The sequence below is a fragment of the Loktanella sp. F6476L genome (assembly GCF_023015725.1).
In the GTDB taxonomy this organism is placed as follows: Bacteria; Pseudomonadota; Alphaproteobacteria; order Rhodobacterales; family Rhodobacteraceae; genus Yoonia.
In genome coordinates this window covers 172,321-194,207 of record NZ_JALKAR010000002.1, presented here as the reverse complement: position 1 = coordinate 194,207, position 21,887 = coordinate 172,321, and the positions used below count along the sequence as shown (strand labels likewise).

At 55.0% G+C, this 21,887-nt stretch carries 22 protein-coding genes; 15 read left to right on the top strand and 7 right to left on the bottom strand.

Translation table 11 applies throughout. The features are described 5' to 3' along the window. Positions 1-6: 6 nt before the first annotated feature. From MWU61_RS06205 to MWU61_RS06190, 4 genes are all read right to left on the bottom strand, one after another. Entirely contained in the window at positions 7-1,026 is a 1,020-nt protein-coding gene (locus MWU61_RS06205; RefSeq protein ID WP_247127419.1) for an ester cyclase, read from the bottom strand. A gap of 3 nt (positions 1,027-1,029) precedes the next feature. Then, positions 1,030-1,908: a carbohydrate ABC transporter permease gene (locus tag MWU61_RS06200; protein WP_247127418.1), complete on the bottom strand. Its 879-nt coding sequence runs from the start codon at positions 1,906-1,908 to the stop codon at positions 1,030-1,032. Positions 1,909-1,918: 10 nt separating this feature from the next. After that, on the bottom strand, positions 1,919-2,941 hold the full coding sequence (locus MWU61_RS06195; protein ID WP_247127417.1) for a sugar ABC transporter permease: 1,023 nt from the start codon (positions 2,939-2,941) through the stop codon (positions 1,919-1,921). A gap of 78 nt (positions 2,942-3,019) precedes the next feature. Then, positions 3,020-4,270, bottom strand: coding sequence for an extracellular solute-binding protein (locus tag MWU61_RS06190; RefSeq protein ID WP_247127416.1), 1,251 nt, complete (start codon positions 4,268-4,270; stop codon positions 3,020-3,022). A gap of 268 nt (positions 4,271-4,538) precedes the next feature. On the opposite strand from MWU61_RS06190, the gene ugpC reads away from it, so the two are divergent. The 14 genes from ugpC to MWU61_RS06120 all read left to right on the top strand — a co-directional run bounded on the left by ugpC (position 4,539) and on the right by MWU61_RS06120 (position 19,185). Next, positions 4,539-5,588, top strand: a complete 1,050-nt coding sequence (gene ugpC / locus MWU61_RS06185; protein WP_247127415.1) for a sn-glycerol-3-phosphate ABC transporter ATP-binding protein UgpC — start codon at positions 4,539-4,541, stop codon at positions 5,586-5,588. Beyond that, the gene (gene hisD / locus MWU61_RS06180) at positions 5,585-6,898 is read left to right on the top strand and encodes a histidinol dehydrogenase (RefSeq protein WP_247127414.1); all 1,314 of its coding nucleotides are present in this window, start codon (positions 5,585-5,587) and stop codon (positions 6,896-6,898) included. Before ugpC ends, hisD begins: the two co-directional genes overlap by 4 nt. 56 nt (positions 6,899-6,954) lie before the next feature. Further along, positions 6,955-7,719, top strand: a complete 765-nt coding sequence (locus MWU61_RS06175; RefSeq protein ID WP_247127413.1) for an SDR family oxidoreductase — start codon at positions 6,955-6,957, stop codon at positions 7,717-7,719. Then, complete coding sequence (locus MWU61_RS06170; RefSeq protein WP_247127412.1) at positions 7,719-8,738, top strand: LacI family DNA-binding transcriptional regulator; 1,020 nt, start codon at positions 7,719-7,721, stop codon at positions 8,736-8,738. The genes MWU61_RS06175 and MWU61_RS06170 overlap by 1 nt, the downstream gene beginning before the upstream one ends. Continuing rightward, on the top strand, positions 8,738-9,721 hold the full coding sequence (locus MWU61_RS06165) for an ester cyclase (protein ID WP_247127739.1): 984 nt from the start codon (positions 8,738-8,740) through the stop codon (positions 9,719-9,721). Before MWU61_RS06170 ends, MWU61_RS06165 begins: the two co-directional genes overlap by 1 nt. A 50-nt stretch (positions 9,722-9,771) precedes the next feature. Beyond that, a complete protein-coding gene (locus MWU61_RS06160) occupies positions 9,772-10,737 on the top strand; it encodes an AraC family ligand binding domain-containing protein (protein WP_247127411.1) in 966 nt (321 codons plus the stop codon). Positions 10,738-10,796: 59 nt separating this feature from the next. Then, the gene (locus MWU61_RS06155; protein ID WP_247127410.1) at positions 10,797-11,921 is read left to right on the top strand and encodes a cobalamin-independent methionine synthase II family protein; all 1,125 of its coding nucleotides are present in this window, start codon (positions 10,797-10,799) and stop codon (positions 11,919-11,921) included. Next, on the top strand, positions 11,918-12,610 hold the full coding sequence (locus tag MWU61_RS06150; RefSeq protein ID WP_247127409.1) for an alpha/beta hydrolase: 693 nt from the start codon (positions 11,918-11,920) through the stop codon (positions 12,608-12,610). The genes MWU61_RS06155 and MWU61_RS06150 overlap by 4 nt, the downstream gene beginning before the upstream one ends. Next, positions 12,607-13,302: an RraA family protein gene (locus tag MWU61_RS06145; RefSeq protein WP_247127408.1), complete on the top strand. Its 696-nt coding sequence runs from the start codon at positions 12,607-12,609 to the stop codon at positions 13,300-13,302. The genes MWU61_RS06150 and MWU61_RS06145 overlap by 4 nt, the downstream gene beginning before the upstream one ends. Before the next feature lies 1 nt (position 13,303). After that, on the top strand, positions 13,304-14,731 hold the full coding sequence (locus MWU61_RS06140; RefSeq protein ID WP_247127407.1) for an FAD-binding oxidoreductase: 1,428 nt from the start codon (positions 13,304-13,306) through the stop codon (positions 14,729-14,731). A gap of 85 nt (positions 14,732-14,816) precedes the next feature. Continuing rightward, the gene (locus tag MWU61_RS06135; protein ID WP_247127406.1) at positions 14,817-15,470 is read left to right on the top strand and encodes a hypothetical protein; all 654 of its coding nucleotides are present in this window, start codon (positions 14,817-14,819) and stop codon (positions 15,468-15,470) included. Next, a complete protein-coding gene (locus MWU61_RS06130; protein WP_247127405.1) occupies positions 15,427-16,434 on the top strand; it encodes a hypothetical protein in 1,008 nt (335 codons plus the stop codon). The genes MWU61_RS06135 and MWU61_RS06130 overlap by 44 nt, the downstream gene beginning before the upstream one ends. Positions 16,435-16,519: 85 nt before the next feature. Beyond that, positions 16,520-18,319: a translation elongation factor 4 gene (gene lepA / locus MWU61_RS06125; protein ID WP_247127404.1), complete on the top strand. Its 1,800-nt coding sequence runs from the start codon at positions 16,520-16,522 to the stop codon at positions 18,317-18,319. Between the two features lie 74 nt (positions 18,320-18,393). Further along, positions 18,394-19,185, top strand: coding sequence for a DUF3800 domain-containing protein (locus MWU61_RS06120; protein WP_247127403.1), 792 nt, complete (start codon positions 18,394-18,396; stop codon positions 19,183-19,185). A gap of 140 nt (positions 19,186-19,325) precedes the next feature. On the opposite strand, the gene MWU61_RS06115 is transcribed toward MWU61_RS06120, so the two are convergent. Both MWU61_RS06115 and MWU61_RS06110 read right to left on the bottom strand, forming a co-directional pair. After that, the gene (locus tag MWU61_RS06115) at positions 19,326-19,736 is read right to left on the bottom strand and encodes a BrnA antitoxin family protein (protein ID WP_247127402.1); all 411 of its coding nucleotides are present in this window, start codon (positions 19,734-19,736) and stop codon (positions 19,326-19,328) included. A gap of 105 nt (positions 19,737-19,841) precedes the next feature. Next, positions 19,842-20,585, bottom strand: a complete 744-nt coding sequence (locus MWU61_RS06110) for an alpha/beta fold hydrolase (RefSeq protein WP_247127401.1) — start codon at positions 20,583-20,585, stop codon at positions 19,842-19,844. Positions 20,586-20,646: 61 nt separating this feature from the next. Between MWU61_RS06110 and MWU61_RS06105 the strand changes: the two genes are divergently transcribed. After that, the gene (locus tag MWU61_RS06105) at positions 20,647-21,006 is read left to right on the top strand and encodes a hypothetical protein (protein ID WP_247127400.1); all 360 of its coding nucleotides are present in this window, start codon (positions 20,647-20,649) and stop codon (positions 21,004-21,006) included. Here MWU61_RS06105 and MWU61_RS06100 read toward each other — a convergent pair. Further along, on the bottom strand, positions 21,003-21,836 hold the full coding sequence (locus MWU61_RS06100) for a DUF817 domain-containing protein (protein WP_348645573.1): 834 nt from the start codon (positions 21,834-21,836) through the stop codon (positions 21,003-21,005). The genes MWU61_RS06105 and MWU61_RS06100 overlap by 4 nt on opposite strands. Positions 21,837-21,887: the final 51 nt, after the last annotated feature.

The following is a 21,887-nucleotide window of genomic DNA, read 5'->3' as shown; positions in this document are numbered from 1 at the left end:
AAGCAGTTACACCGTCTGCATGCGATCAAGGACGTTCAGCCCCTGCATGTGAAGAAAATGCAGAATGTCGATGAAGATCCAGTTCTCGGCTAATTTGTCGCCATCGCGCCGGTAGATATCGACAACCCGCATCTCCGCCCGTGTTTTGCCGTCACCAGGCAGGCCCATATATCCGCCAAGCGGCACGACGGACAGGTTCGACCACCCAAAGAATCCGCCATAATTGCCCTCGGCCAGCCGCGTGATGTGCCCGTGGAATTCGCGTTCCCCAAGTTGGGTGCGGAAAGGTCGTTGGTGCTGCGCGATGTAGCGGTCGATCGTGTATGTGGCACCGATCCCTTCGGGTCCCCACCACAGCATGTCGTCGTGCCAGCATTGGGCTAATTCTTCCTGCGGGGTCGCGTCGCGGGGTGCCGCATTTTCTTTGCTATTCGAATTGGCTTGGATATCACCGATCATGCGATTGATCAGGTCGAGCGTGTCCTTGCCAGCCTGTTCTGGCGCGTCGACATATTGCAAACCATCGTGGGTCATTGGTCCGGGTTGGATCAGATGCATGCCCGTTTGCGGCGGCAGCGGGTAAACGCCCGCCTGCTGCATCAGGTGCAACAGGTCGATAAACAGCGCGGTTTCGACGATCTTGCCATTCTCGACGCGATTGAATTCGGCGTAGCGCAGCATGACGATTTTGCGGGTCGGCGGTATCCCGAGAAATGGCGCATCAAAAAGCCCCATCAGGTGCCCCATCGACATGACCCATGTGGATGTGTACCCGTCAATCATGTTCAAGCCTGCGAAGAAGATGTCTTCGCGCCGTTGAACCTTTGTCATCGCGGACAAAAACGGTTCATAGAAGTTCGCGGCGACCGCTGCGGCCCCGTGATGTTCATAAAATGGATGCATCCCGCGCCAGTGCCAGTCTGGCGTCGTGTTTTCGGCCAGTCGATCAGCGACGGTTTCGGATGTTGCGGATGCAAGCGCTGCATAATGGTCGCGGACGACTTGCTTTGCTTCTTGGAACGACATGGGTCAGCCTTTCACCGCGCCTGCGGTCAAACCGGATACGATCTGACGCTGGAAGAACATGATCATCACAAACAGCGGTGCGGTAATCGACACAACGGCCGCGACCGCGAACATGACATTGCCTTTTGTTTGGGTTGTCCCAAGGAAGGACGCCAGTTTCGGCACCATCGTTTGGTTCTCTTTTGACAGCAACATAGAGGTCACGGCGAAGTCGTTATAGGCCAGCAGGAAGCTGAACAGACCCGTTGTGATAACCCCTGGCCACATGACAGGGATGATGACATGGCGGAACGCTTGGAACCGTGTGCAACCATCCACCATGGCAGATTCGTCCAAATCCTTTGGGATGTTTTTAAAAAACGCATGCAGCATCCACAGCGTGAATGGCTGGTTGATCGCGACCAATACGATGATGGTTGTTGATAGCCGCCCCCACAGGTTCCATTCGAAAAACGGCAGCAGGTAGCCGGACACCAGCGTGATCGGTGGCATCGCCCGAAAGATCAGCGCGAACAACAGGAACCAGAATGCGTAGCGATAGGTGGATCGCGACAAGGCATACCCGCCCAATGTTCCGCAGGTCAGCGAAATCGTGACCGTAAAAAAGCAGACGATCAGGCTGTTAAAGGCAGCACGCCAGAATTCTTCCTGCACCCATGCCCCGTGATAGCCATCGCCGGTGAATGGCCCGCCGGTTTCGACCCGCGTCAGTTCGCCGGTCAAGGATTGGGCCCAATCCGCTTTGGAAAAGAAATCGCCTTCGACTTTGAACGATCCCCACAGGGTCCACAAGAATGGGAAGGCGGCCATGATCAACCAGATGATCAGGAACCCCATCGCGATCAATTGGACGGGCAGGGGACGGCGGGTTGCAGTGGACATGGTCGTCTCCTTAGTCTTTACCAAAGTCGCGGTAGGTGCGGACCAGCACCGGCGACAGCAGGATCGCAACGCCAATGATCGTCAGCACAGACGTGGCCGCGGCGGACGATAGCAATCGTGTTTCGCCCCCCAAGTCGCTGAAAATCGCGATTGAAAGTGATCGTGCGTGGGCCTGTGCGCTGAACGATATGATCGGCTCGAACACCCTGAAATTGTCCATCAGCTGGATCAACGCAATGAACGTCGTCAGCGGGAACAGATGAGGGATCACGACGTAACGGATGCGTTCCCAGCGGCTGGCCCCGTCAATCATCGCTGCTTCGATCGTGTCTTGGTTCACCGTTTGCAGGCCCGCGTAATAGACGACAAAGGCGAACGGCGCCGAATGCCATACCCCGTAAAACATCAACATGATCCACATCAGCGTCGTGTTTGCCTTGACCGATAGGGTCGGATCACCTGACAGCCATTGTAATCCGCTGCCCAAAATACCGCGCGCATCGACCATCCAGAAAATCGCCAACGACCCGACCAGCGGGGTCACGATAAATGGCAACAACGAGAAAAAGATCGTCGGGCCTTTCAGGGCGGTTGCGACCGAATTGATGGCAACCGCGATGGCAAAGCCCAAGATCAACGTCAGCGGGGTCACAATGGCGGTGTAGGTCAGGGTGAAGGCCAACGCGTCGTAGAACGGCAGGTTCATCAAGGCGTTCGCGAAATCAGGCAATCCGTCGGATTCGATCCACGCGGTCTTTACGTCTTCGACAGCAAGGTGGTTACGGTCCTTGTAAACGTCGAGCCCGGCCCATTTGCCCAATGGTTCAGCGTCGCGCAGGGCTTGGGTGGCCTCTTGGTTAACGGATTGGGCTACGGTGCAACCAAACGGGCCGCAGTTTTCGACCTCGATAATCACCTGTTCGTGGGCCGTGTAAAGTGACTGGGTCACAACGGACACGACGGATGATGCGATAAACAAGAGCATCAAGATGGCCGATGGCAAAACAAACCAGAAGAAAGATGAATGTTTCATGGCAAGGGCCCCCGGCCATCTAAATGATCTTGGAAATGAGGTGTGCGAGGGGCCGCAAAGCCCCCCGCGAGAATTGTCTTACTGCAAGAAACCCTGCTCGGTCGCAGCGGCTGTGTAGGCCGCTTCGATGTCCGCAAGCGTCTGTTCTGCAGATTCGTCGCCTTGCAAGAAATCAGCGATGTTGTCGCCAAGCGCTGTGTGCAGCAGACCTTGGAACGGCACCATCGGGTACGGTGTTGAACCAGCTGCAACGGACGCCAAAACGCCTTCGTTCACAGGCTGGGATTCAAATCCGTCCATCAACCATACGGCTTGGGACATGGTTTCGTCGTTCAGCAAAGCAGGTGATGTGGCGTGTGCCAATGCCTGGAACGTGGCCGCCGCATCCGCGTCGCTGATGTTCTTTGCAACAGTCCAGCCGTCCCACCACAGTGTCGTCGCAGGCGTGCCGCTGTCGCCAACAGTCAATGGACCGCCAACAGCGGTGTTGCTATACACAACTTCTTCCGCGCCTTCGTCGTCCATCAGAACGCCTGTCCGGCTGCCCCACATGTTCATCAACGCCACGTTGCCCGCTTCCCATTCCGCGGATGTCGCGTTGGAATCGTGCGTCAGGTAGTCTGGGTTCATGTAGGCAGTCAGCGCCTTCATCATTTCCAACGCTTCAACGCCTTGGGCGTTGTTGATGGATACGTTCGCGGTGCCCGGTTCAAAGAATTGACCGCCGGTCCCGATATACATGTTGGTGAATTCCTGCGCGAGGTTCCAACCCGCCGCATATGCGCCCCCAACAGGGTTTTCCATAATGCCTTCGGCGCGGATTTTCTCGGCAGCTTCCAGTACGCCTTCGTAAGATGTGGGCGCATCCATGCCGATTTGCTCAAGCACGTCCTTACGATAAACAAGGTGCTGGGCGTTCGCCATAAATGCGACGGCCATGATCTTGCCGTCCACTGTGATCAACTGATGGGCAGGGATATCTGCGCCATATTCAGCGACCAAGCCGTCAAGCGGCTGTATGACATCTTCGTTGATCAGCGCCACGATGGACGAATTCGCTACAATCGCAGATGTGTATTCTGCTGGATTGCCAGACATGCCAGCGACGTTCAGCGTCTGGTGGTCTGCAGTCAGGTTGGACGCGGTTTCATCGGCGCCAGCGGCACATTCAAGCGCGGCGGCGGATACTGATTGGATGGCCGGGAACTCATTCCCGATGATGCTCAGGCGTCCGGCATCAATGGCGCAGGCATGGCCGTCGGCCAGTGCAGATGTACCAGCGACGGCGGCAATCGCGGTCCCTAGCAGTGCTGTCTTTAACATTTTCATTCCAAGAAACTCCCGGTTGGATCTGTGGTGGCCGGGTTGGTCCGGCGCATTTTAAAAGCGGCCGTGCGACCACAAAGTCATATGTCATCGGCCGTGATCGAATCGCGACCGCATTGCATACGTTTGCAAGTTAACCTCCTCAATGTGCGGTTTGGCAAGACATTTCGTTTCGCCGCGCTGCAGAATTGCGTCAATGAAAAAAGGGTCTTGCCACGCATCCAGATTCGCGCCAAGATTTTGCAAACGTATGCAATCGCGAGGGGCGATCATGGCAGAAATCCAACTTCGAAAGGTGTCCAAGCGCTGGGGCGACTTTGTCGGCGTGAAGGAATTTGACCTGACGATCGCCGATCAAGAGTTTCTGGTGTTGCTTGGACCATCGGGTTGCGGCAAGACAACGACCATGCGGATGATCGCGGGATTAGAGGACGCGTCTGGCGGCGATATCCTTGTGGACGGCAAGCGGATCAATGACCTCGAACCCAAAGATCGCGACGTGGCGATGGTGTTCCAATCCTATGCGCTCTACCCGAATATGAACGTTTACGAAAACATCCGCTTTCCGTTAAAGGTGCGCGGGATTCCACAAAGCGAACATGACGACCGAGTCAAACGCGCGTCGGCCATGGTTGAACTTGATGAATTCTTGCATCGCAAACCTGCGGAACTGTCCGGTGGTCAACGGCAACGCGTGGCGCTTGCCCGTGCCGTTGTGCGCGAACCAAACGTGTTTTTGATGGACGAACCTCTGTCCAACCTCGATGCCAAATTGCGAGTGTCGACGCGGGCGCAGATCAAAAACCTCAGCCACGAACTCAAAACAACTACGATCTACGTAACGCACGACCAGATCGAAGCGATGACGCTCGCCGACCGCGTTGTCGTGATGAACAAAGGCGTGGTGCAGCAGGTTGGGACGCCGACCGATATCTACGATCAGCCCGCAAATACATTCGTCGCAGGCTTCATCGGATCACCTGCGATGAACCTGATCAACGGCGTCATGGAAGGCGGGACATTCACGGCGGATAAGGTCGTGATCACGGGCCTGTCGACGCAGCATTCGGGGCCAGTCACGCTGGGTTTCCGTGCAGAGGACGCGACTGTCGCCGACGGCGAAGCACAAGCAAATTCAAAGGTTTACTCGCTCGAACTGTTGGGCGAGGCCACAATGGTCACGATGCGGGCAGGCGGCACAATCTTGTCCGTGAAATCTGGCAAGGACTACCGCACAAAGATCGGCGATACCGTACATGCCACCATTCCTGCCGAAATCTGTCACTTGTTCGACGCGACAACAGGAGACCGTTTGTCATGACCATTCGTTATCTAAAAACGGGCAAGCCGGAAACGGAACGCCAAGAAGATGATGCAAAGGTGCGGGGCATTGTCGAAACCACGCTCAAGGACATCGAGGCGCGCGGTGACGCCGCGATCCGTGACTTGTCGGCAAAGTTCGACAATTACACACCCCCTTCGTTTCGTCTGACCCCATCCGATATCGAAGCCGCGATGTCCAAAGTCAGCGCGCGCGACATGGAAGACATCAAATACGCACAAACCCAGATCCGTACCTTCGCCGAAGCGCAACGGGCATCCATGACCGATATCGAAGTTGAAACCCAGCCGGGTGTCATCTTGGGGCATAAAAATATCCCCGTGCAATCAGTGGGTTGCTACGTTCCGGGCGGTAAATTTCCGATGGTTGCTTCGGCCCATATGTCGGTTCTCACAGCGTCCGTCGCGGGTGTCCCACGGATCGTGGCATCCGCACCGCCGCAAAATGGCGCACCGCATCCAGCGATTGTCGCCGCCATGCACATGGGCGGGGCACACGAAATCTACGTCCTTGGTGGGATGCAGGCCGTGGGTGGCATGGCCATTGGGACCGAAACAATTGATCCAGTGCATATGATTGTCGGGCCGGGAAATGCATTCGTCGCAGAAGCAAAACGGCAGCTTTTCGGGCGCGTCGGCATCGATCTGTTCGCCGGACCAACCGAAACCATGGTTATTGCCGATGAAACCGCCGCAGACGCTGAACTTTGCGCGACTGATCTGCTAGGGCAGGCGGAGCATGGGTATAATTCACCCGCTGTTCTCCTCACAAATTCTGAAAAACTGGCCAAGGATACCTTGGCTGAAATCGACCGTATCCTCGAAATCTTACCAACACGTGAAACGGCAAAAACATCGTGGGACGACTATGGCGAGGTGATCGTATGTGACACCTACGACGAAATGCTCGCCGTCGCGGATGACATCGCGTCTGAACATGTTCAGGTGATGACGGACCGCGACGATTGGTTCCTCGATAACATGACCTGCTACGGTGCTTTGTTCCTTGGGCCGCGCACAAACGTATCCAACGGCGACAAGGTTATCGGAACAAACCACACGCTCCCCACCAAAAAGGCGGGTCGGTACACCGGCGGGCTTTGGGTTGGCAAGTTCTTGAAAACACACAGCTACCAGCGGATCACGACGGATGAAGCCGCAGCACGAATTGGTGCCTACGGATCGCGGCTATGCATGCTGGAAGGATTTGTGGGACATGCCGAACAATGTAATGTCCGCGTCCGTCGGTACGGCGGTAAAAACGTGCCGTATGGAACCGCCGCCGAATAATTCCGCTTTGGGCGGGCCTTCATTGGTCTTGCCAAAAGCGACACAAGGATCACGACATGCAACTGCCGCAGACCCCATCTTTCAATCTTTCTGGAAAGCGCGCGCTTGTCGCTGGCGCATCGTCCGGCATTGGATTGGCCTGCGCGGTGGCGCTGGGGCAGGCGGGCGCCGATGTGACATTGACCGCCCGTTCAACCGATAAACTTGAAAACGTGGTTAAGGCGATGCAGGCGGCAGGGCTCAGCGCGCAATCCTTCAAGATGGACGTGTCCGATATTCCCGCGACCCAAGCGCAAGTCGCAGAACACGGCCCCTTTGATATTCTGGTCAATTCGGCCGGACTTGCGCGGCACGGACCAGCGCTCGACACGACGGAAGAAGATTTTGATGCTGTCAGTGCGCTTAACCTCAAGGGCGCGTATTTCTTAACGCAGGCCGTCGCAAAAGACCTTATCGCGGCGGGCAAACCGGGGTCATTGATCAACGTGACATCGCAGATGGCGCATGTCGGTGGGATCGATCGGGCGGTGTACTGCGGCACAAAACACGGCGTCGAAGGCTTCACCAAAGCAATGGCGATTGAATGGGCCCCTAAGGGAATTCGTGTGAACACTGTCTGTCCAACCTTTATCCGCACGGCCCTGACCGAAGCCACGTTTCAGGATCCGGAAAAGGTTAAGTGGCTGGAAGAAAAGATCAAATTAGGGCGCGTAGGTGAGGTGACAGATATCATGGGCCCCGTTGTTTACTTAGCGTCCGACGCGTCCGCGCTGATGACGGGTACGCATCTGTTGATTGATGGCGGGTGGACGGCTGACTGATGCAGCATGATCGGATCACATCCCTACAGGTCGCAGAACGGGCAGGCGTTTCACAATCAGCGGTCAGCCGCGTGTTCACCCCCGGTGCATCGGCGAGCGCGAAAACAGTCGCAAAGGTTAAGAAAGCAGCTGTCGAATTGGGGTACAGACCCAACATGATGGCGCGCGCGATGATTACCGGCAAAAGCCGCATCATCGGTCTAGTTGTCGCTTACCTTGATAACCAATTTTACCCGCTGGCGTTGGAACATCTGTCCAATGCATTGCAGGAACAGGGCTATCATGTCCTTGTCTTCACAGCTTCAAACACCAAGCGTGAAATTGATGAAGTGATCCAAGAACTGCTTGATTATCAGGTAGATGGGATCATCACCGCGTCTGTCGGTATGTCGTCCGACTTAACAGATCGTTGCAAAGCGGCGGGCATTCCAGTGGTCATGTTCAACCGCAGCCAAGATGGCGCCGACGTTGGCTCTGTCACTTCTGACAATGTGGCAGCAGGGCGCAAAGTTGCGGATTTCCTCGTCGAGGCTGGCCATAAAAACATCGCGCACATTTCCGGTTGGGCTGGGTCATCGACCGGTCGCGATAGACAACAGGGCTTGATCGAAGGATTGCAGTGCCACAATCAAGAACCGACGGCGATCATCGACGGAAAATACGACCGTGCGATTGCGGCACAAGCGGCGCGCGACCTGATGAACAGCCCGTCACCGCCCGATGCCATTTTTGTCGGAAACGATCATATGGCCTTTGCCGTGCTTGATACGTGTCGATTTGAACTCAACCTTGACGTGCCTCGCGATGTGGCGATCATCGGTTTCGATGATGTACCGCTTGCCGCTTGGCCAGCCTATAATTTGACGACGGTCCGCCAACCTTTGGTCCGCATGATCAACGCAACGGTTGAAATGATCATCGGGCAAATCGGCGAAGGTGAAATCGCGCCAAGCCGCATCGTCTTTGACGGCCCACTTATTCAGCGCGGCACAACGCGCCCACCAAAAGGAACGATATGATGAAGGGTTTTCAGGCCAAGTGGAAAGATTTTCCCGACTATATCATTGGTGTGACAAAAGAAATTTGGGAAGATCGCGGGGTGGAAACGCTCAATCGTTACTACGCGCCCGACATTCCTGTACGGACGCCGATGGGCGTTTCAGTGGGCAACCAAGCGACGATTGCCGCGACAATGGCGACGATTAATGAATTTCCTGACCGCGAATTGTTCGGTGAGGATGTGATCTGGTCAGGCGATGAAGACGCCGGATTTCTGTCCTCGCATAGGCTTTTGACTAAGGCGACGCACACAAGAGATGGCCAGTTTGGCAAAGCCACGAATAAATCATGGGTTGTGCGCGTGATCGCCGATTGCGCAGCAAAAGACGACACGATCTATGATGAATGGTTGGTGCGCGATTACGGTGGTTTGGTCCGTCAATTGGGGTTCGATCCGAAAACCTTTGCGGCAGGCTTGATCGACAAAGAAGGTGGCGCAGCCCTTGCGAAACCCGTCTTTTCGCCTGCGAACGACATCGCCGGTGACTACAAAGGCACGGGAAATGACAACGCCTGGGGGCAACGCTACGCCGACATCCTGACACGGCTCATGGATAAAGATTTCACCACGATTACAAGGAATTACGACAGGGCCGTGATCGGCGAATACGCCGGGGCTGTGACGTCTATCGGGCGCGAAGGGTGTGACGCGTTCTGGGTTGGCCTGCGGTCGTCTTTCCCGAATGCGACGTTCAAAATCCACCATCAGATTGGCATGGACGCCGACATGCTTTCACCGCGGGCAGCCGTCCGGTGGTCGCTCGATGGCATCCACGACGGATGGGGGACGTTTGGCGAACCGACCGGCGCGCCAGTTCATATCATGGGCATGTGCCACGCAGAGTTTGGCCCATTCGGGACGGATGGCGTGGGGCTGCGCCGCGAGTTTGCGCTTTATGACGAAGTTGCAATCTGGAAGCAAATTTTGATGGGGGCCGTGTAAGTGACTACTTTCAAACGGTTTCATTCAATAAATAGTCGCGAGGAAACATCATGACGCCTGCTGAAATGGAAGCACGGATCGTGCGCTACGGCGATCTGCGCCCGTGCAAGACCGCCTTCATCGACGCCCATACGCCGGGGTCTGATCAGAAGGAAAACTTCACGATTATTGGCGGTGGTGTGTCCGAATCTGCTGACCAACATGTGCATATCGCCGACACTCCGGGTTTCAATATCGGTGCGGCTGGCCAGCCGCCGAAGTGCCGCAATTCCTTGCACAGCCATACAACGGCCGAGGTGTTTTTTGCGCTGAAAGGCCGTTGGCGGTTCTTCTGGGGCCGTTGGGGAACTGCCGGCGAAGTCGTATTGGAAGAGGGTGACATCATTAATATTCCAACCGGCATTTTCCGAGGTTTTGAAAACATCGGGACTGACTACGGGATGATAATGGCGATCCTTGGTGGCGACGACGCTGGCGGCGGTGTCACATGGGCGCCGCAAGTCATTGAAGACGCAGCAGAACATGGGCTCGTCTTGGGCGAAAACGGGCAATTATACGACACCAAGAAAGGCGCGTCTTTGCCCGATGGTGTAAACCCGATGCCAGTTTTGACCGAAGCAGAGCTCGCCAATTTCCCCGAACCTTCGACCTTGGATGTCGTGCCGCGGCACGTCGCGCGATACTGGGATTTGATGGCGTTCGCCGACAAACAACCTGCCAAAGTCATCGGCGTTGACGGCGTATTGCCCGACAAACCTGGTTTCGAGGTAGAGCTGTTGTCGCGCAATTCGATTTCGGATGAACTGCAGACACACCATCATCACACGATCCTGATGCCGATGCGCGGACATTGGCGTTTGGATTTTGCGGGTGGCACGACCAGCCTAAATCCCGGCGACACAGCTGCCATTCCGCCCAGCACGCCACATGCCTTGTATCCGGCAATGACAGGCGAGGCGTCCTTGTACCGTGTGTTTTCGAACGACGATCCAGCCGGTTCGACATGGCTTGGGTAGAACCTGCTTTGACCGATGCACTATTTATAATGCAACAATAACAAATATTTGGATAACAAATGGCTCGTATTCTTACGACACACGTTGGTAGTCTTCCGCGTACCCAGAACGTGGTCGACTTCATTTTCGCGCGCGAAAATAACGAACCCTTCGACCAAACTGCATTCAATATGGCGATGGCCGAAGCAGTTGACGCGACAGTCGCGCGGCAGGTCGCAGCAGGTGTCGACATCGTCAGCGACGGTGAGACGTCCAAAATCAGCTATGCGACATACGTGAAAGACCGCTACACAGGTTTTGACGGCGACAGCCCGCGTAATGCGCCAAGCGATCTTAAGTTATTTCCGGGATTCCTAAAACGGCTCGCCGACGATGGCGGGACCCCAAAATATGCGCGTCCGATGTGCGTCGGGGAAGTGAAATCAAAAGGGCAAGGCGAACTCCAAAAAGATATCGCAAACCTGAAAGCTGCGATGGTGAAACATAACGTCGATCGCGGCTTCATGAACGCCGCATCCCCCGGTGTTATCTCTCTTTTCTTACAAAATGATTACTATAAGTCTCGCGAAGCCTATTTGGCAGCACTCGCCGATGCCATGAAGGCGGAATATGAGACCATCGTAGCGTCAGGCCTTGATCTGCAGCTGGATTGCCCTGACCTTGCGCTTGCTAAGCACATGCTTTTCAACGACCTTTCCGATGCGGAGTTTACGAAAATTGCGGCCGGTCATGTCGAAGCGCTGAATCATGCCCTGCAGGATATTCCGTCCGACAAGGTCCGCATTCACATCTGTTGGGGCAATTACGAAGGCCCCCATGTTTGCGATATTCCGATGGATACCATGTTTGACACGTTGATGTCGGCGAAGGCGGATTACGTTTTGTTCGAAACGTCCAACCCGCGGCATGGTCACGAATGGACAACGTTCCGCGACCGTAAGGCCGACATCCCTGACACCAAAATTCTTGTTCCTGGTGTGGTTGATACAACGACCAATTTTGTGGAACACCCCGAACTGGTCGCGCAACGCCTTGATCGTTTTCAACAAATCGTAGGGTCCGATCGCGTCATTGCCGGATCAGATTGTGGATTTGGAACATTTGCTGGGTTTGGTTCAATTGATCCGGATATCGCTTATGCAAAGCTGAAAGCAATGTCGGATGGTGCGGCATTGGTCGGATGACACCGCTTGTGCTGCTGCCGGGAATGATGTGCGATGCGCGGCTGTTTGCGCCGCAAATCGCGACGTTCTCGGCGCAGCGCGCGGTTCACGTGGCCGCTCTTACAACAGATAGCATCGCGGCCTGTGCAGCCCATATTTTGCAGGGGGCGCCGCCTGTGTTCGCGCTAGCTGGCCTATCCATGGGCGGCATCGTGGCGATGGAAATTCTGCGGCAGGCGCCGTCTCGGGTAGACCGGATCGCCTTGCTCGACACCAACCCATTGGCTGAGGTGGATGCAATTCGCGCCCGACGCACGCGTCAGATTGAAAAAGTACAAGACGGGCATCTTTTGGACGTCATACGTGACGAGATGAAACCGCACTATCTGGCCAACGGTCCGCATCGCGCAGATATCCTTGATCTGTGTATGGACATGGCAGCCTCTCTCGGCCCCGCGACTTTTATTAACCAATCTAAGGCCCTTGCCAGCCGTCCTGACCAAACCGAAACGCTAAGATCGGCGTCAGTCCCCGCTTTGGTGCTGTGTGGACGCGATGATGCATTATGCCCGGTCCACAGACATGAACTTATGCACGATCTACTCTCAAGTAGCGTCCTGCAAGTCATCGAAAACGCAGGACATTTGCCGACTTTGGAACAACCCCAGAAAACGACGGCGGCGTTGAGCCGCTGGTTGGAGGATACATGAACGACGACCTGCTCACCTTGCTGCGATCAGTCGATACGCCCACCGTTTGCAACGCCATCGAAGTGGCACAGGGCCAACGCGGTTTTAACGCTTTCACACGTGGAACGATGATCTGTTCCGCGCCCGATGATCCTGCGATTGTGGGCTACGCCATCACCGCAAAAATCCAAGCGCTGAAGCCACCAACCGAACCACCGGACGTCATTCGGGCCCGTCGCATGGCGTACTACAAAGCGATGGCTGAAGGCGGCAAGCCAAGTGTTGCTGTCGTGGAAGATGCTGATTTCCCACATGCAATTGGTGCGTTCTGGGGGGAAGTGAACACGACGATCCACAAGGGATTTGGGCTATCAGGCACGTTAACGAATGGTGTGATGCGGGATCTAGGGGACATGGCGGACGATTATCCCGTCATTGCGGGGTCCATCGGGCCTAGCCACGGATTTGTGCACGTCACTGAACTTGGCACGCCCGTCACTATCTTCGGTTTGACCGTGCAGCAGGGGGATTTGATCCACGCGGACCGTCACGGTGCCGTTGTGATCCCGCCGGAAGTGGTTGATCAATTGGCCGATGCCATTCAAAAGATGCAGGACACGGAACACCTCGTCCTTGGGCCCGCAAGAGAGCCCGGGTTCGATTTTGAAAAGTTTGAAGCCGCGTGGGCGGCTTTCGAAAGGGCCCGCACCTGAAATGTCCATTCTAAACCCCGCGACCAAATCCTTCATTGATGGCCTGAACCTTTCAAAAGGGACCGTGAAAGACGGATCTGACAGCTATCTCACCGAACCGCGGGGGCGTTGGAAAGGGCAGGGGATCGTTCTGGCACCTGCGACGACCGAAGAAGTCGCGCATATCGTCAAGGCTTGCAATGACGCAGCCATCGGGGTCGTTCCCTACAGCGGCGGGACCGGATTGGTCGGCGGGCAATTGATGCAAGAAGGCCCTGCACCGATTGTTCTGTCGCTTGAACGGATGACGCAAATTCGGGCGAACTACCCGACCGAAAACGTCCTGATTGCCGAAGCGGGCTGCATCCTTTCCGATGTTCAGGCCGCGGCTGACGACGTGGGCCGCTTGTTCCCATTGTCGCTCGCCTCGGAAGGGTCCGCACGGATCGGTGGCCTGCTTGCGACCAATGCGGGCGGCGTGAACGTCTTGCGGTACGGGAACGCGCGCGCGCTGTGTCTTGGGCTGGAAGTCGTGCGGCCGGACGGATCAATCTGGCACGGTTTGACCCGATTGCGTAAAGATAACACCGGCTACGACCTGCGCGACCTTTTGATTGGTGCGGAAGGCACGCTTGGGATCATCACCGCCGCGGCGCTCAAAATGGTGCCGCAACCGGCGCAGACTGGGGCGGCATTTATGGCCGTAAATTCCCCATCCGCCGCGCTTGATCTGCTGGTGATGGCAGGCGATCACATTGGTGACGGCTTATCGGCGTTTGAACTAATCCACCGCCAAGGGATTGATTTCTTGTCGGAAACCGGACCGCAGGTGAAGCCGCCGTTCGCGGATCAACCCGATTGGATGGTGCTCATCGACGTCGGCCTGCCGAAAGGGCTGGCCCCTGACGATGCATTGATGAACCTGTTTGAAGCAGCGCTTGCGCAGAATCTCGTCACAGACGGTGTCATCGCGCAATCAGTCGCACAACGGCAGGCGTTTTGGGATGTCCGCGAAAACATTCCAGAAGGAAACCGCCGGATCGGGTCTGTGTCTTCGCACGATATTTCGGTTCCCCTTTCGGCCATCCCCGACTTCATCAAACAGGGCACGGCCGCTCTCGCGAAGATCGGCGATTTTCGCATCAATTGCTTTGGCCACTTGGGCGATGGAAACCTGCATTACAACGTCTTTCCGGTGCCCGGGAAAACCCGTGCGGATTACGAAGATATGCGCGAAGCGGTCAAAACCTGCGTCCATGACCTGTGCCATTCGTTTGGCGGATCGGTCAGTGCCGAACATGGCATAGGACGGTTAAAAGTTGGTGACCTCGCAAAATACGGTGATCCGGTAAAGCTAGCAATGATGCGTAGCATCAAGAATGCGCTGGATCCGGTTGGCATCATGAATCCGGGGGCTGTTTTGCCGCAAGACGGTCCTGATAAGGCCTGAAACACGTCCCGAAATTCAACGATATCTAGTCGAAAAAAAAGCCGCACTAGTCGATCACAGTTATCCTTAACTAAGAGGTGTATTGATGAAGCGACTATTGTTCATCCTTTTAATTTTGGCTTCGCCTTGTCTGGCTCAAGAATCTGAACCTGTATTTCTCGAACGCGATGCGTTGATGGATTTGGTTCACGAAGGCGACGTTGAGGGTCTCGAAGCTTTGTTTGCGCAGACTCATCGGCGCGTTTCATCCGGCGAATTGCGGCCGAACCACCTGCGGGCATTAAACACCTGGCTCATCGTTTCGGATCCTGAGGTCTTAGCGGTTACATACGATTGGTTGGACGCGATGCCGGAATCCATCTACGCGAAAGTGGTGGTGTCTTTCCAAATCAGACAATTATCATCGGGAATTCGAGGTGAGAGAACTGCTATCAATACTCATCCCGAGGCACTAACCCGTTTCAATTACCTCCGAGAAGAAGCCTTTCGCCTTGCCTCTGAGGCGTTCACCGCGGCGCCGGGATATGTGCCTGCGTCTGATGCCGTCATCATGTTGAACGGTACAATGCAAGTATTCTGGTCCGAAGGGATTGATGCAATTGTTGCTAATACAATGGCGTTGGAGCCAAATTTTGTAACAGTGAGGCGTGCCGCATATATGCATTTGCCGCAATGGGGCGGTGAGGGGACATCAGGTGTCGAACGTCTGTGTAACCTATGTTCCGCAAATCCCAGCTGAAGAATGGCTGACAGTTGACACATGCATCGCTCTGCTGATTTGGATCAACTCTTTCGATGAACCTTCCCGCATGGCGGCCGCTCGGGTCTTGTCTAAGACCGAAGCGCCCGAGTTGGAATATGAAATCTACAATGCGATCATTGCCGCAGACCACATCGAACGCATGGACGAAATCGGCGCCTTTCTAGAAAGAGAGGGACCCAAATTTACGAAAGATGTCGAATTGGCCCAGAGATACGTGCGATGGGTCTTTGACACTCGCGGCACACCAATGGGCTGGCTAGAGATGGATATCATAAAACAGGCAGGTGAAACGGCTAGCACGTATTTGGCTTACGATCCGTTCAACGACACGCTCCTGCAAGCGGTCGAGAGGGCATCGAATTTGTCTGGTCGCGCCCGCCTAGCCGACGAATTAGAGCGGGACACCCTTGATTTGACAGCACGTCGCGTTGCCGCTCAACCATATAATGCCCAACGGTGGTTTGATCTGGGAACCCAAGTCTTGATTGCCAAGGGATTTCAAGAAAGCCAACCTTACATGGCGAACGCTATCGCCTACGGTTTGCAACGCGCTGAGATATCGACAGGCTACGTCAATCAAATGGGACAGTATCTCGGCAATTTGGATATTCAGCTGGAGCGGACCGAAATCACTGAGGCGGAACATCAAGATGAGACTACAACAGTGATTTGCGAAGCCAAACGCGTCGCGCGACTGAATGAACACCTCTGCGAATACGATCAGCAGCATTATAAACACGAATGCGACCCATACTCGGATAGCTATAGTTTAGGTAGCTATTTGGACGAAATCGGCGAAGATTTCATGCAGATGGCGAAAAGATCAAGCCTGTCTTGTGAGCAAGGTACGAACGCGACGCTGGAACAAACGGTTTATCGACCGGTTACAGTGGATACGTCCCAATTTGTCATTCCTGACCGTACTTTCGGGACCGAATAGGGGCTGAAGCGCATTTATCCCCCCTTGCAAATTCCCCCATCACAGGCCATGGAAAACCACCCCTCTTTGATAGGCCTGACGCTCCATGACCGACCTGAAAAATATCCGCAATTTCTCAATTGTTGCCCACATCGACCACGGCAAATCCACCCTTGCTGACCGTCTCATCCAAGAGACGAACACGGTGGCTGCCCGCGATATGAAGGCCCAGCTGCTCGACAGCATGGATATCGAACGCGAACGCGGCATCACGATCAAGGCGAACACGGTGCGCATCGACTACACGGCGGACGACGGACAGGATTATGTCTTGAACCTGATCGACACCCCCGGTCACGTCGATTTCGCCTACGAAGTATCACGGTCCATGCGCGCGGTTGAGGGGTCGCTGCTGGTTGTGGACAGCACCCAAGGGGTCGAGGCGCAGACACTGGCCAACGTCTACCACGCCCTTGATGCGGACCACGAAATCGTGCCCGTTTTGAACAAGATCGACCTGCCCGCGTCCGAATGCGAAAAGGTGGCGACGCAAATCGAAGACGTCATCGGGCTAGACGCATCTGAGGCGATCCAGGTTTCGGCCAAAACCGGCGTCGGCATCCGCGAAACGCTGGAAGCTATCGTGCAAAAACTGCCCGCGCCGAAAGGCGATCCAGATGCGCCGCTCAAGGCAATGCTCGTCGATTCATGGTACGACAGCTACCTCGGCGTGATCGTTCTTGTCCGCGTCATCGACGGCAGCATGAAGAAAAACGACAAAGTCCGCTTCATGTCCAACGACACCCTGCACCAGATCGACCGCATCGGCGTGTTCCGGCCTGAAATGCAGAACGTCGACACGCTGGGCCCCGGCGAAATCGGCTTTATCACAGCGTCGATCAAACAGGTGCGTGACACGCGGGTGGGTGACACCATCACGTCCGAACGCAAAGGTACCGAAACGCCGCTGCCCGGCTTCCAGCCTGCGCAGCCTGTCGTGTTCTGTGGCCTGTTCCCCGTGGACAGCAGCCAGTTCGAAGACCTGCGCGACGCCATCGACAAACTCGCGCTCAACGACGCGTCCTTCTCGTTTGAGATGGAAACCTCCGCCGCACTTGGCTTCGGTTTCCGCTGTGGTTTCCTTGGGCTGCTGCACCTCGAAGTCATCCGTGACCGGATTGAACGTGAATACGACATCGAACTGATCACGACTGCGCCGTCAGTTGTCTACCACGTCTACATGAAGGACGGGACGCAGGTCGACCTGCACAATCCGGCTGATATGCCAGACGTCACCACAGTCGATCACCTCGAAGAACCGCGGATCAAGGCGACGATCCTCGTGCCCGACGACTACCTCGGGGACGTGCTGAAACTCTGCCAAGACCGGCGCGGCATCCAACAGGACCTGACCTACGCGGGGTCGCGTGCGATGGTTGTCTATGATCTGCCCCTCAATGAAGTTGTGTTCGACTTCTATGATCGCCTGAAATCGGTAACAAAAGGTTACGCGTCTTTCGATTATGTGCTCACCGGTTACGAGACTGATAACCTTGTGAAAATGTCCGTTCTCGTCAACGACGAACCGGTCGATGCGCTGTCCATGATGGTGCACCGCGACCGTGCGGAACAGCGCGGGCGGGCCATGGTCGAGAAACTCAAAGACCTGATTCCGCGGCACATGTTCAAAATCCCGATCCAAGCGGCCATCGGCGGCAAAGTCATCGCCCGCGAAACCCTATCGGCGCTGCGCAAAGACGTGACGGCCAAGTGCTACGGCGGCGACGCATCGCGCAAACGCAAACTGTTGGATAAACAGAAGGCGGGTAAGAAAAAGATGCGGCAATTCGGTAGAGTCGACATCCCGCAGGAAGCGTTTATCTCGGCGTTGAAGATGGATAGTTGATCAGCCTATTTTAGTAGCTATGCTTTCAAGTAGTTCTCGCATGCTAATTGATGTGGGCATTTACGGAGTGTTACTTGTACCGATTGTATCTTGATGAAGTTGGCACCGATGATCTGTCTCATTTAGAGAATGATAATCACCGGTTCTTGAGTCTTTCCGGCGTGATAGTTGAATTGGCCCATGTTGAGGGATTTCTTAATCCGGCAATACGCCAACTAAAACATAGCGTTTTTGAGTTTGATCCAGATGATGTAGTACATCTGCATCGCTCAGATATCGTCAAGCGGAAGTCTGTGTTTGGCCAGCTGAATGACAACAAGAAACGCGAGTTATTTGATGGGTTAGTGCTCAATTTGGTTCAGAATACTGAATTTAGATTGATTACGGTTGTCATCGACAAGCTAGAAATGACAAGACAGCATCATTGGGAGCAGAAGCATCCCTACCATTACTTGATGGAAATAATGGTTGAAAAGTTTGTTCAGTTCTTGGAACGAGTTGACGATATTGGCGACATAATGCCTGAAGCTCGACAGGGAAAGAAAGACAGGAAGTTACAAGAGGTTTTCAGTGACGCGAAACAGAATGGTACCCGTTTTTTGAATGGAGAAAGAGGCGTAGAGAGGATTCATTCTCGCATACGCGGATCACAACTAAAATTTCGCACCAAAAAAGACAATATATCGGGTTTGCAGCTTTGTGACTTGGTCGCGCATCCTAGCCATATGTATATCCGTTCTCAAAAAAGGCACGATGTTCGACTCGGAGCCTTTGCTGAAAGTATTCTGCCGGTATTGATAGACGTAAAATACGACAGATCGGCATGGGGTCGCGTTGATGGCTACGGGACTAAATACTGCCCCTAACAAAAATGGAGCCCAAAGGCTCCATTCGGTGGATTATGTACCATCTGATACCAGCCGCCGTAGCACTGGGTTAAACTGAATATGGTGTGCTTTTCTTAATAAGTCAATAAAGCGCTAGGAACGAAACGCGTTTATAATGCTCACCCAATCCCCATCCGCTTCCGCCGCAGCTTCTCCACTTCCGCCAGCAAATCCGCCTCCTGTGACAGGTACAGCTTCCCCAGCTCGTCCGTCTCGGCCAGCATGAAGCCTTCGTCGGTCCCCAGCACCTCTGTCAGCCGCGCCAGCATAAACGTCCGCAGCACCGTGTTCATCCGGTCCTGATAGACTCCGCGCCCCAGCTTGCGGAAAAACTTTGCCACGTCCGTATCCACCCGCAGCGTGATCCGCACTTTTTCCGGCACTGCGTCCAGCGGGATGTCCGACCATTCGCGCGGCAGGATCGATTTCACGAAATCAGGGTGCCGGAAATCCCACAGCGTTTCAGACGCGACCTGCACCATTTCGGCATAGCGTTTCTGGTCGGTGGCAGTCATTTTCTTGGGCGGCATGGCGGGGGTCCTTATCGTGGAAAACCCCGTTTATGCGGTGCAGATGTTACCCGTCCGCGACCCGACCGCGCGGTGCACGGGTTGTGCACGCCTTGTGCACGCAAATCACATGTCCAAAAACGCCGAAACTGACGCCTCGAATTCGCGTGGTTTTTCCGCGTGCAGCCAATGCCCCGCCCCCGGAATTTTCGCGAATTTAGCGGCGGGGAAATGTTGTTTGATCGTGGGGCGGTAGTCCGGTTTGACGTAGTCCGATGTGGCCCCCGACAGGAACAGCGTCGGCCCGTCAAACGTCCCATCCACATGCGGGAACCCGATGATCTTGGGCATCTCAGTCGCCAAAACATCAAGGTTCAACTTCCAACGTTTCTCTTTCAGATCAAAGGATTGCAGCAGAAAATCGTCCACACCCGGATCAAGATAATTCAACTGCGCCTTCGCATCGGCCCGTGAATTGACCGACGCCATATCGACATCCCGCATCGCCTGTAGCGGCCCCATCTGCGTGTGATTGTAAGTGACAGGTGCGATGTCCGCGACGATCAGTTTGTTGATCTTTGCCGGATGCGCCAACGCCATCACCATCGCGGCCTTCCCCCCCATCGAATGCCCCAAAAGGTCCACAGGCGCGTCCACAACATCAGCCAAATCAGCCGCCATATCTTCATAAGAATGCGTTTCAAACCAAGGACTTGCGCCGTGATTGCGCATGTCCACCGCGACGACCTGACGGTCTGCAGACAGCCGTTTCGCCAGCACCCCCCAATTCCGCGCGGACCCGAAAAGGCCATGCGCGATCAGCAAAGTGGGTTTGTCAGTTTGTTCGCCATGAATGATGGTATTCAGCATTGTGCCTCTCTCGCGTTGACCCCAAAGGCCTAGCATTTATATTGCCACAATGGCCGAAGAAATGCTTCAAAATCAAGTGGATGAAATGCGTGCACTGCTCGATTCGCGTCTTCGTGCCCGTGGTCGAACGCTCGACGCTCAAATCCGCAAAGCGGGCCGTCGTTTGCCCCGCCGCATTCGTCGTGACGCGCGCAGCGTCGCGGATGCGCTCACCCTGATCGAGAACCCGAAATTGGCCCGTATGGTGGATCAAAGCCAGATCAGTAAATCCGCCGCAAGGGTCATCGCTTACCTCAAGACAATTGACCCACGCGATCGTTTCAAAGGGCGGCTGCTGAATATGCTTGGCGCAGTCTCTGCCGTTTTGATTATCACTTTTATTGCAGTGATTTACGTGATGGTGCAGCGCGGGCTGGTCTAGCCTAAGGGGCGCTTTTCCTGCCCCGGTTCAGGCGTCACCCGCACGACCAAAGTGACAGTCGCGAAGGACACGTAAAGCAGCAAATACCACGCCCCCATTTTTGCAAACCGCACCATTTCGAATGCCGATTGTCCGGTGTAAAGCCACGTGCCGGTTGCTGTTCCGATGTTCTCTGCGATCCACAGAAAGAAGCTGGACAGGAACGCGGCCAGCGGCAGCGGCATCCACATCCAGCGGCGTCTTACACGGAACCAGATTTGGGTCCGCCCGTAGATTAGGATGGTCGCGGCGAATAGTGCGTAGCGGATGTCGGTGACGAAATGGTGACTGAAGAAGTTGACGTAGACCAGCGACGCGAGGCCGAAGTGCATCCAAGCGGGAGGGAAGGGCGTCATTTCCATATCGAACAACCGCACGACCCGCGCCATGTAACTGCCCACGGCGGCATACATGAACCCCGAAAACAGCGGGACGTCGTAGATGCGGATGAGGCTGGGGTCGGGGTAAGCCCATGATCCTACATGGACTTTAAAGATCTCCATAGCCGTACCGGTGATATGAAACAGCAGGATGACCCGTGCCTCTTCCATGCTTTCAATGCCGGTTTTCAGGAAGATGATTTGCAGCGCAATGGCAATGAGCAACAAGCAGTCATACCGCGCGAAGCCCCAATCATCCTGCCAGATAATACGCGTTCCGATCATTGCGATCAGCAGACAGATTCCAAATATGCAGGCGGAGGCCTGTTTCAGCGTGAAGTGGATCAGGAGTTGGAAAAAGCCACGAAACGTCGTGAGCGGCGCAATATCAGTCATGCGGTTTTGTGGCACGGTGTATGTCTTTTGTTAAGACCTGCGTGCGATGCCTTTCCCGATCAAACA

Excerpts from the sequence above, each read along its gene's own strand:
- MWU61_RS06205 (WP_247127419.1), bottom strand. The coding sequence starts at position 1,026 with ATGTCGTTCCAAGAAGCAAAGCAAGTCGTCCGCGACCATTATGCAGCG.
- MWU61_RS06200 (WP_247127418.1), bottom strand. The coding sequence starts at position 1,908 with ATGTCCACTGCAACCCGCCGTCCCCTGCCCGTCCAATTGATCGCGATG.
- MWU61_RS06195 (WP_247127417.1), bottom strand. The coding sequence starts at position 2,941 with ATGAAACATTCATCTTTCTTCTGGTTTGTTTTGCCATCGGCCATCTTG.
- MWU61_RS06190 (WP_247127416.1), bottom strand. The coding sequence starts at position 4,270 with ATGAAAATGTTAAAGACAGCACTGCTAGGGACCGCGATTGCCGCCGTC.
- ugpC (WP_247127415.1), top strand. The coding sequence starts at position 4,539 with ATGGCAGAAATCCAACTTCGAAAGGTGTCCAAGCGCTGGGGCGACTTT.
- hisD (WP_247127414.1), top strand. The coding sequence starts at position 5,585 with ATGACCATTCGTTATCTAAAAACGGGCAAGCCGGAAACGGAACGCCAA.
- MWU61_RS06175 (WP_247127413.1), top strand. The coding sequence starts at position 6,955 with ATGCAACTGCCGCAGACCCCATCTTTCAATCTTTCTGGAAAGCGCGCG.
- MWU61_RS06170 (WP_247127412.1), top strand. The coding sequence starts at position 7,719 with ATGCAGCATGATCGGATCACATCCCTACAGGTCGCAGAACGGGCAGGC.
- MWU61_RS06165 (WP_247127739.1), top strand. The coding sequence starts at position 8,738 with ATGAAGGGTTTTCAGGCCAAGTGGAAAGATTTTCCCGACTATATCATT.
- MWU61_RS06160 (WP_247127411.1), top strand. The coding sequence starts at position 9,772 with ATGACGCCTGCTGAAATGGAAGCACGGATCGTGCGCTACGGCGATCTG.
- MWU61_RS06155 (WP_247127410.1), top strand. The coding sequence starts at position 10,797 with ATGGCTCGTATTCTTACGACACACGTTGGTAGTCTTCCGCGTACCCAG.
- MWU61_RS06150 (WP_247127409.1), top strand. The coding sequence starts at position 11,918 with ATGACACCGCTTGTGCTGCTGCCGGGAATGATGTGCGATGCGCGGCTG.
- MWU61_RS06145 (WP_247127408.1), top strand. The coding sequence starts at position 12,607 with ATGAACGACGACCTGCTCACCTTGCTGCGATCAGTCGATACGCCCACC.
- MWU61_RS06140 (WP_247127407.1), top strand. The coding sequence starts at position 13,304 with ATGTCCATTCTAAACCCCGCGACCAAATCCTTCATTGATGGCCTGAAC.
- MWU61_RS06135 (WP_247127406.1), top strand. The coding sequence starts at position 14,817 with ATGAAGCGACTATTGTTCATCCTTTTAATTTTGGCTTCGCCTTGTCTG.
- lepA (WP_247127404.1), top strand. The coding sequence starts at position 16,520 with ATGACCGACCTGAAAAATATCCGCAATTTCTCAATTGTTGCCCACATC.
- MWU61_RS06115 (WP_247127402.1), bottom strand. The coding sequence starts at position 19,736 with ATGCCGCCCAAGAAAATGACTGCCACCGACCAGAAACGCTATGCCGAA.
- MWU61_RS06110 (WP_247127401.1), bottom strand. The coding sequence starts at position 20,585 with ATGCTGAATACCATCATTCATGGCGAACAAACTGACAAACCCACTTTG.
- MWU61_RS06105 (WP_247127400.1), top strand. The coding sequence starts at position 20,647 with ATGCTTCAAAATCAAGTGGATGAAATGCGTGCACTGCTCGATTCGCGT.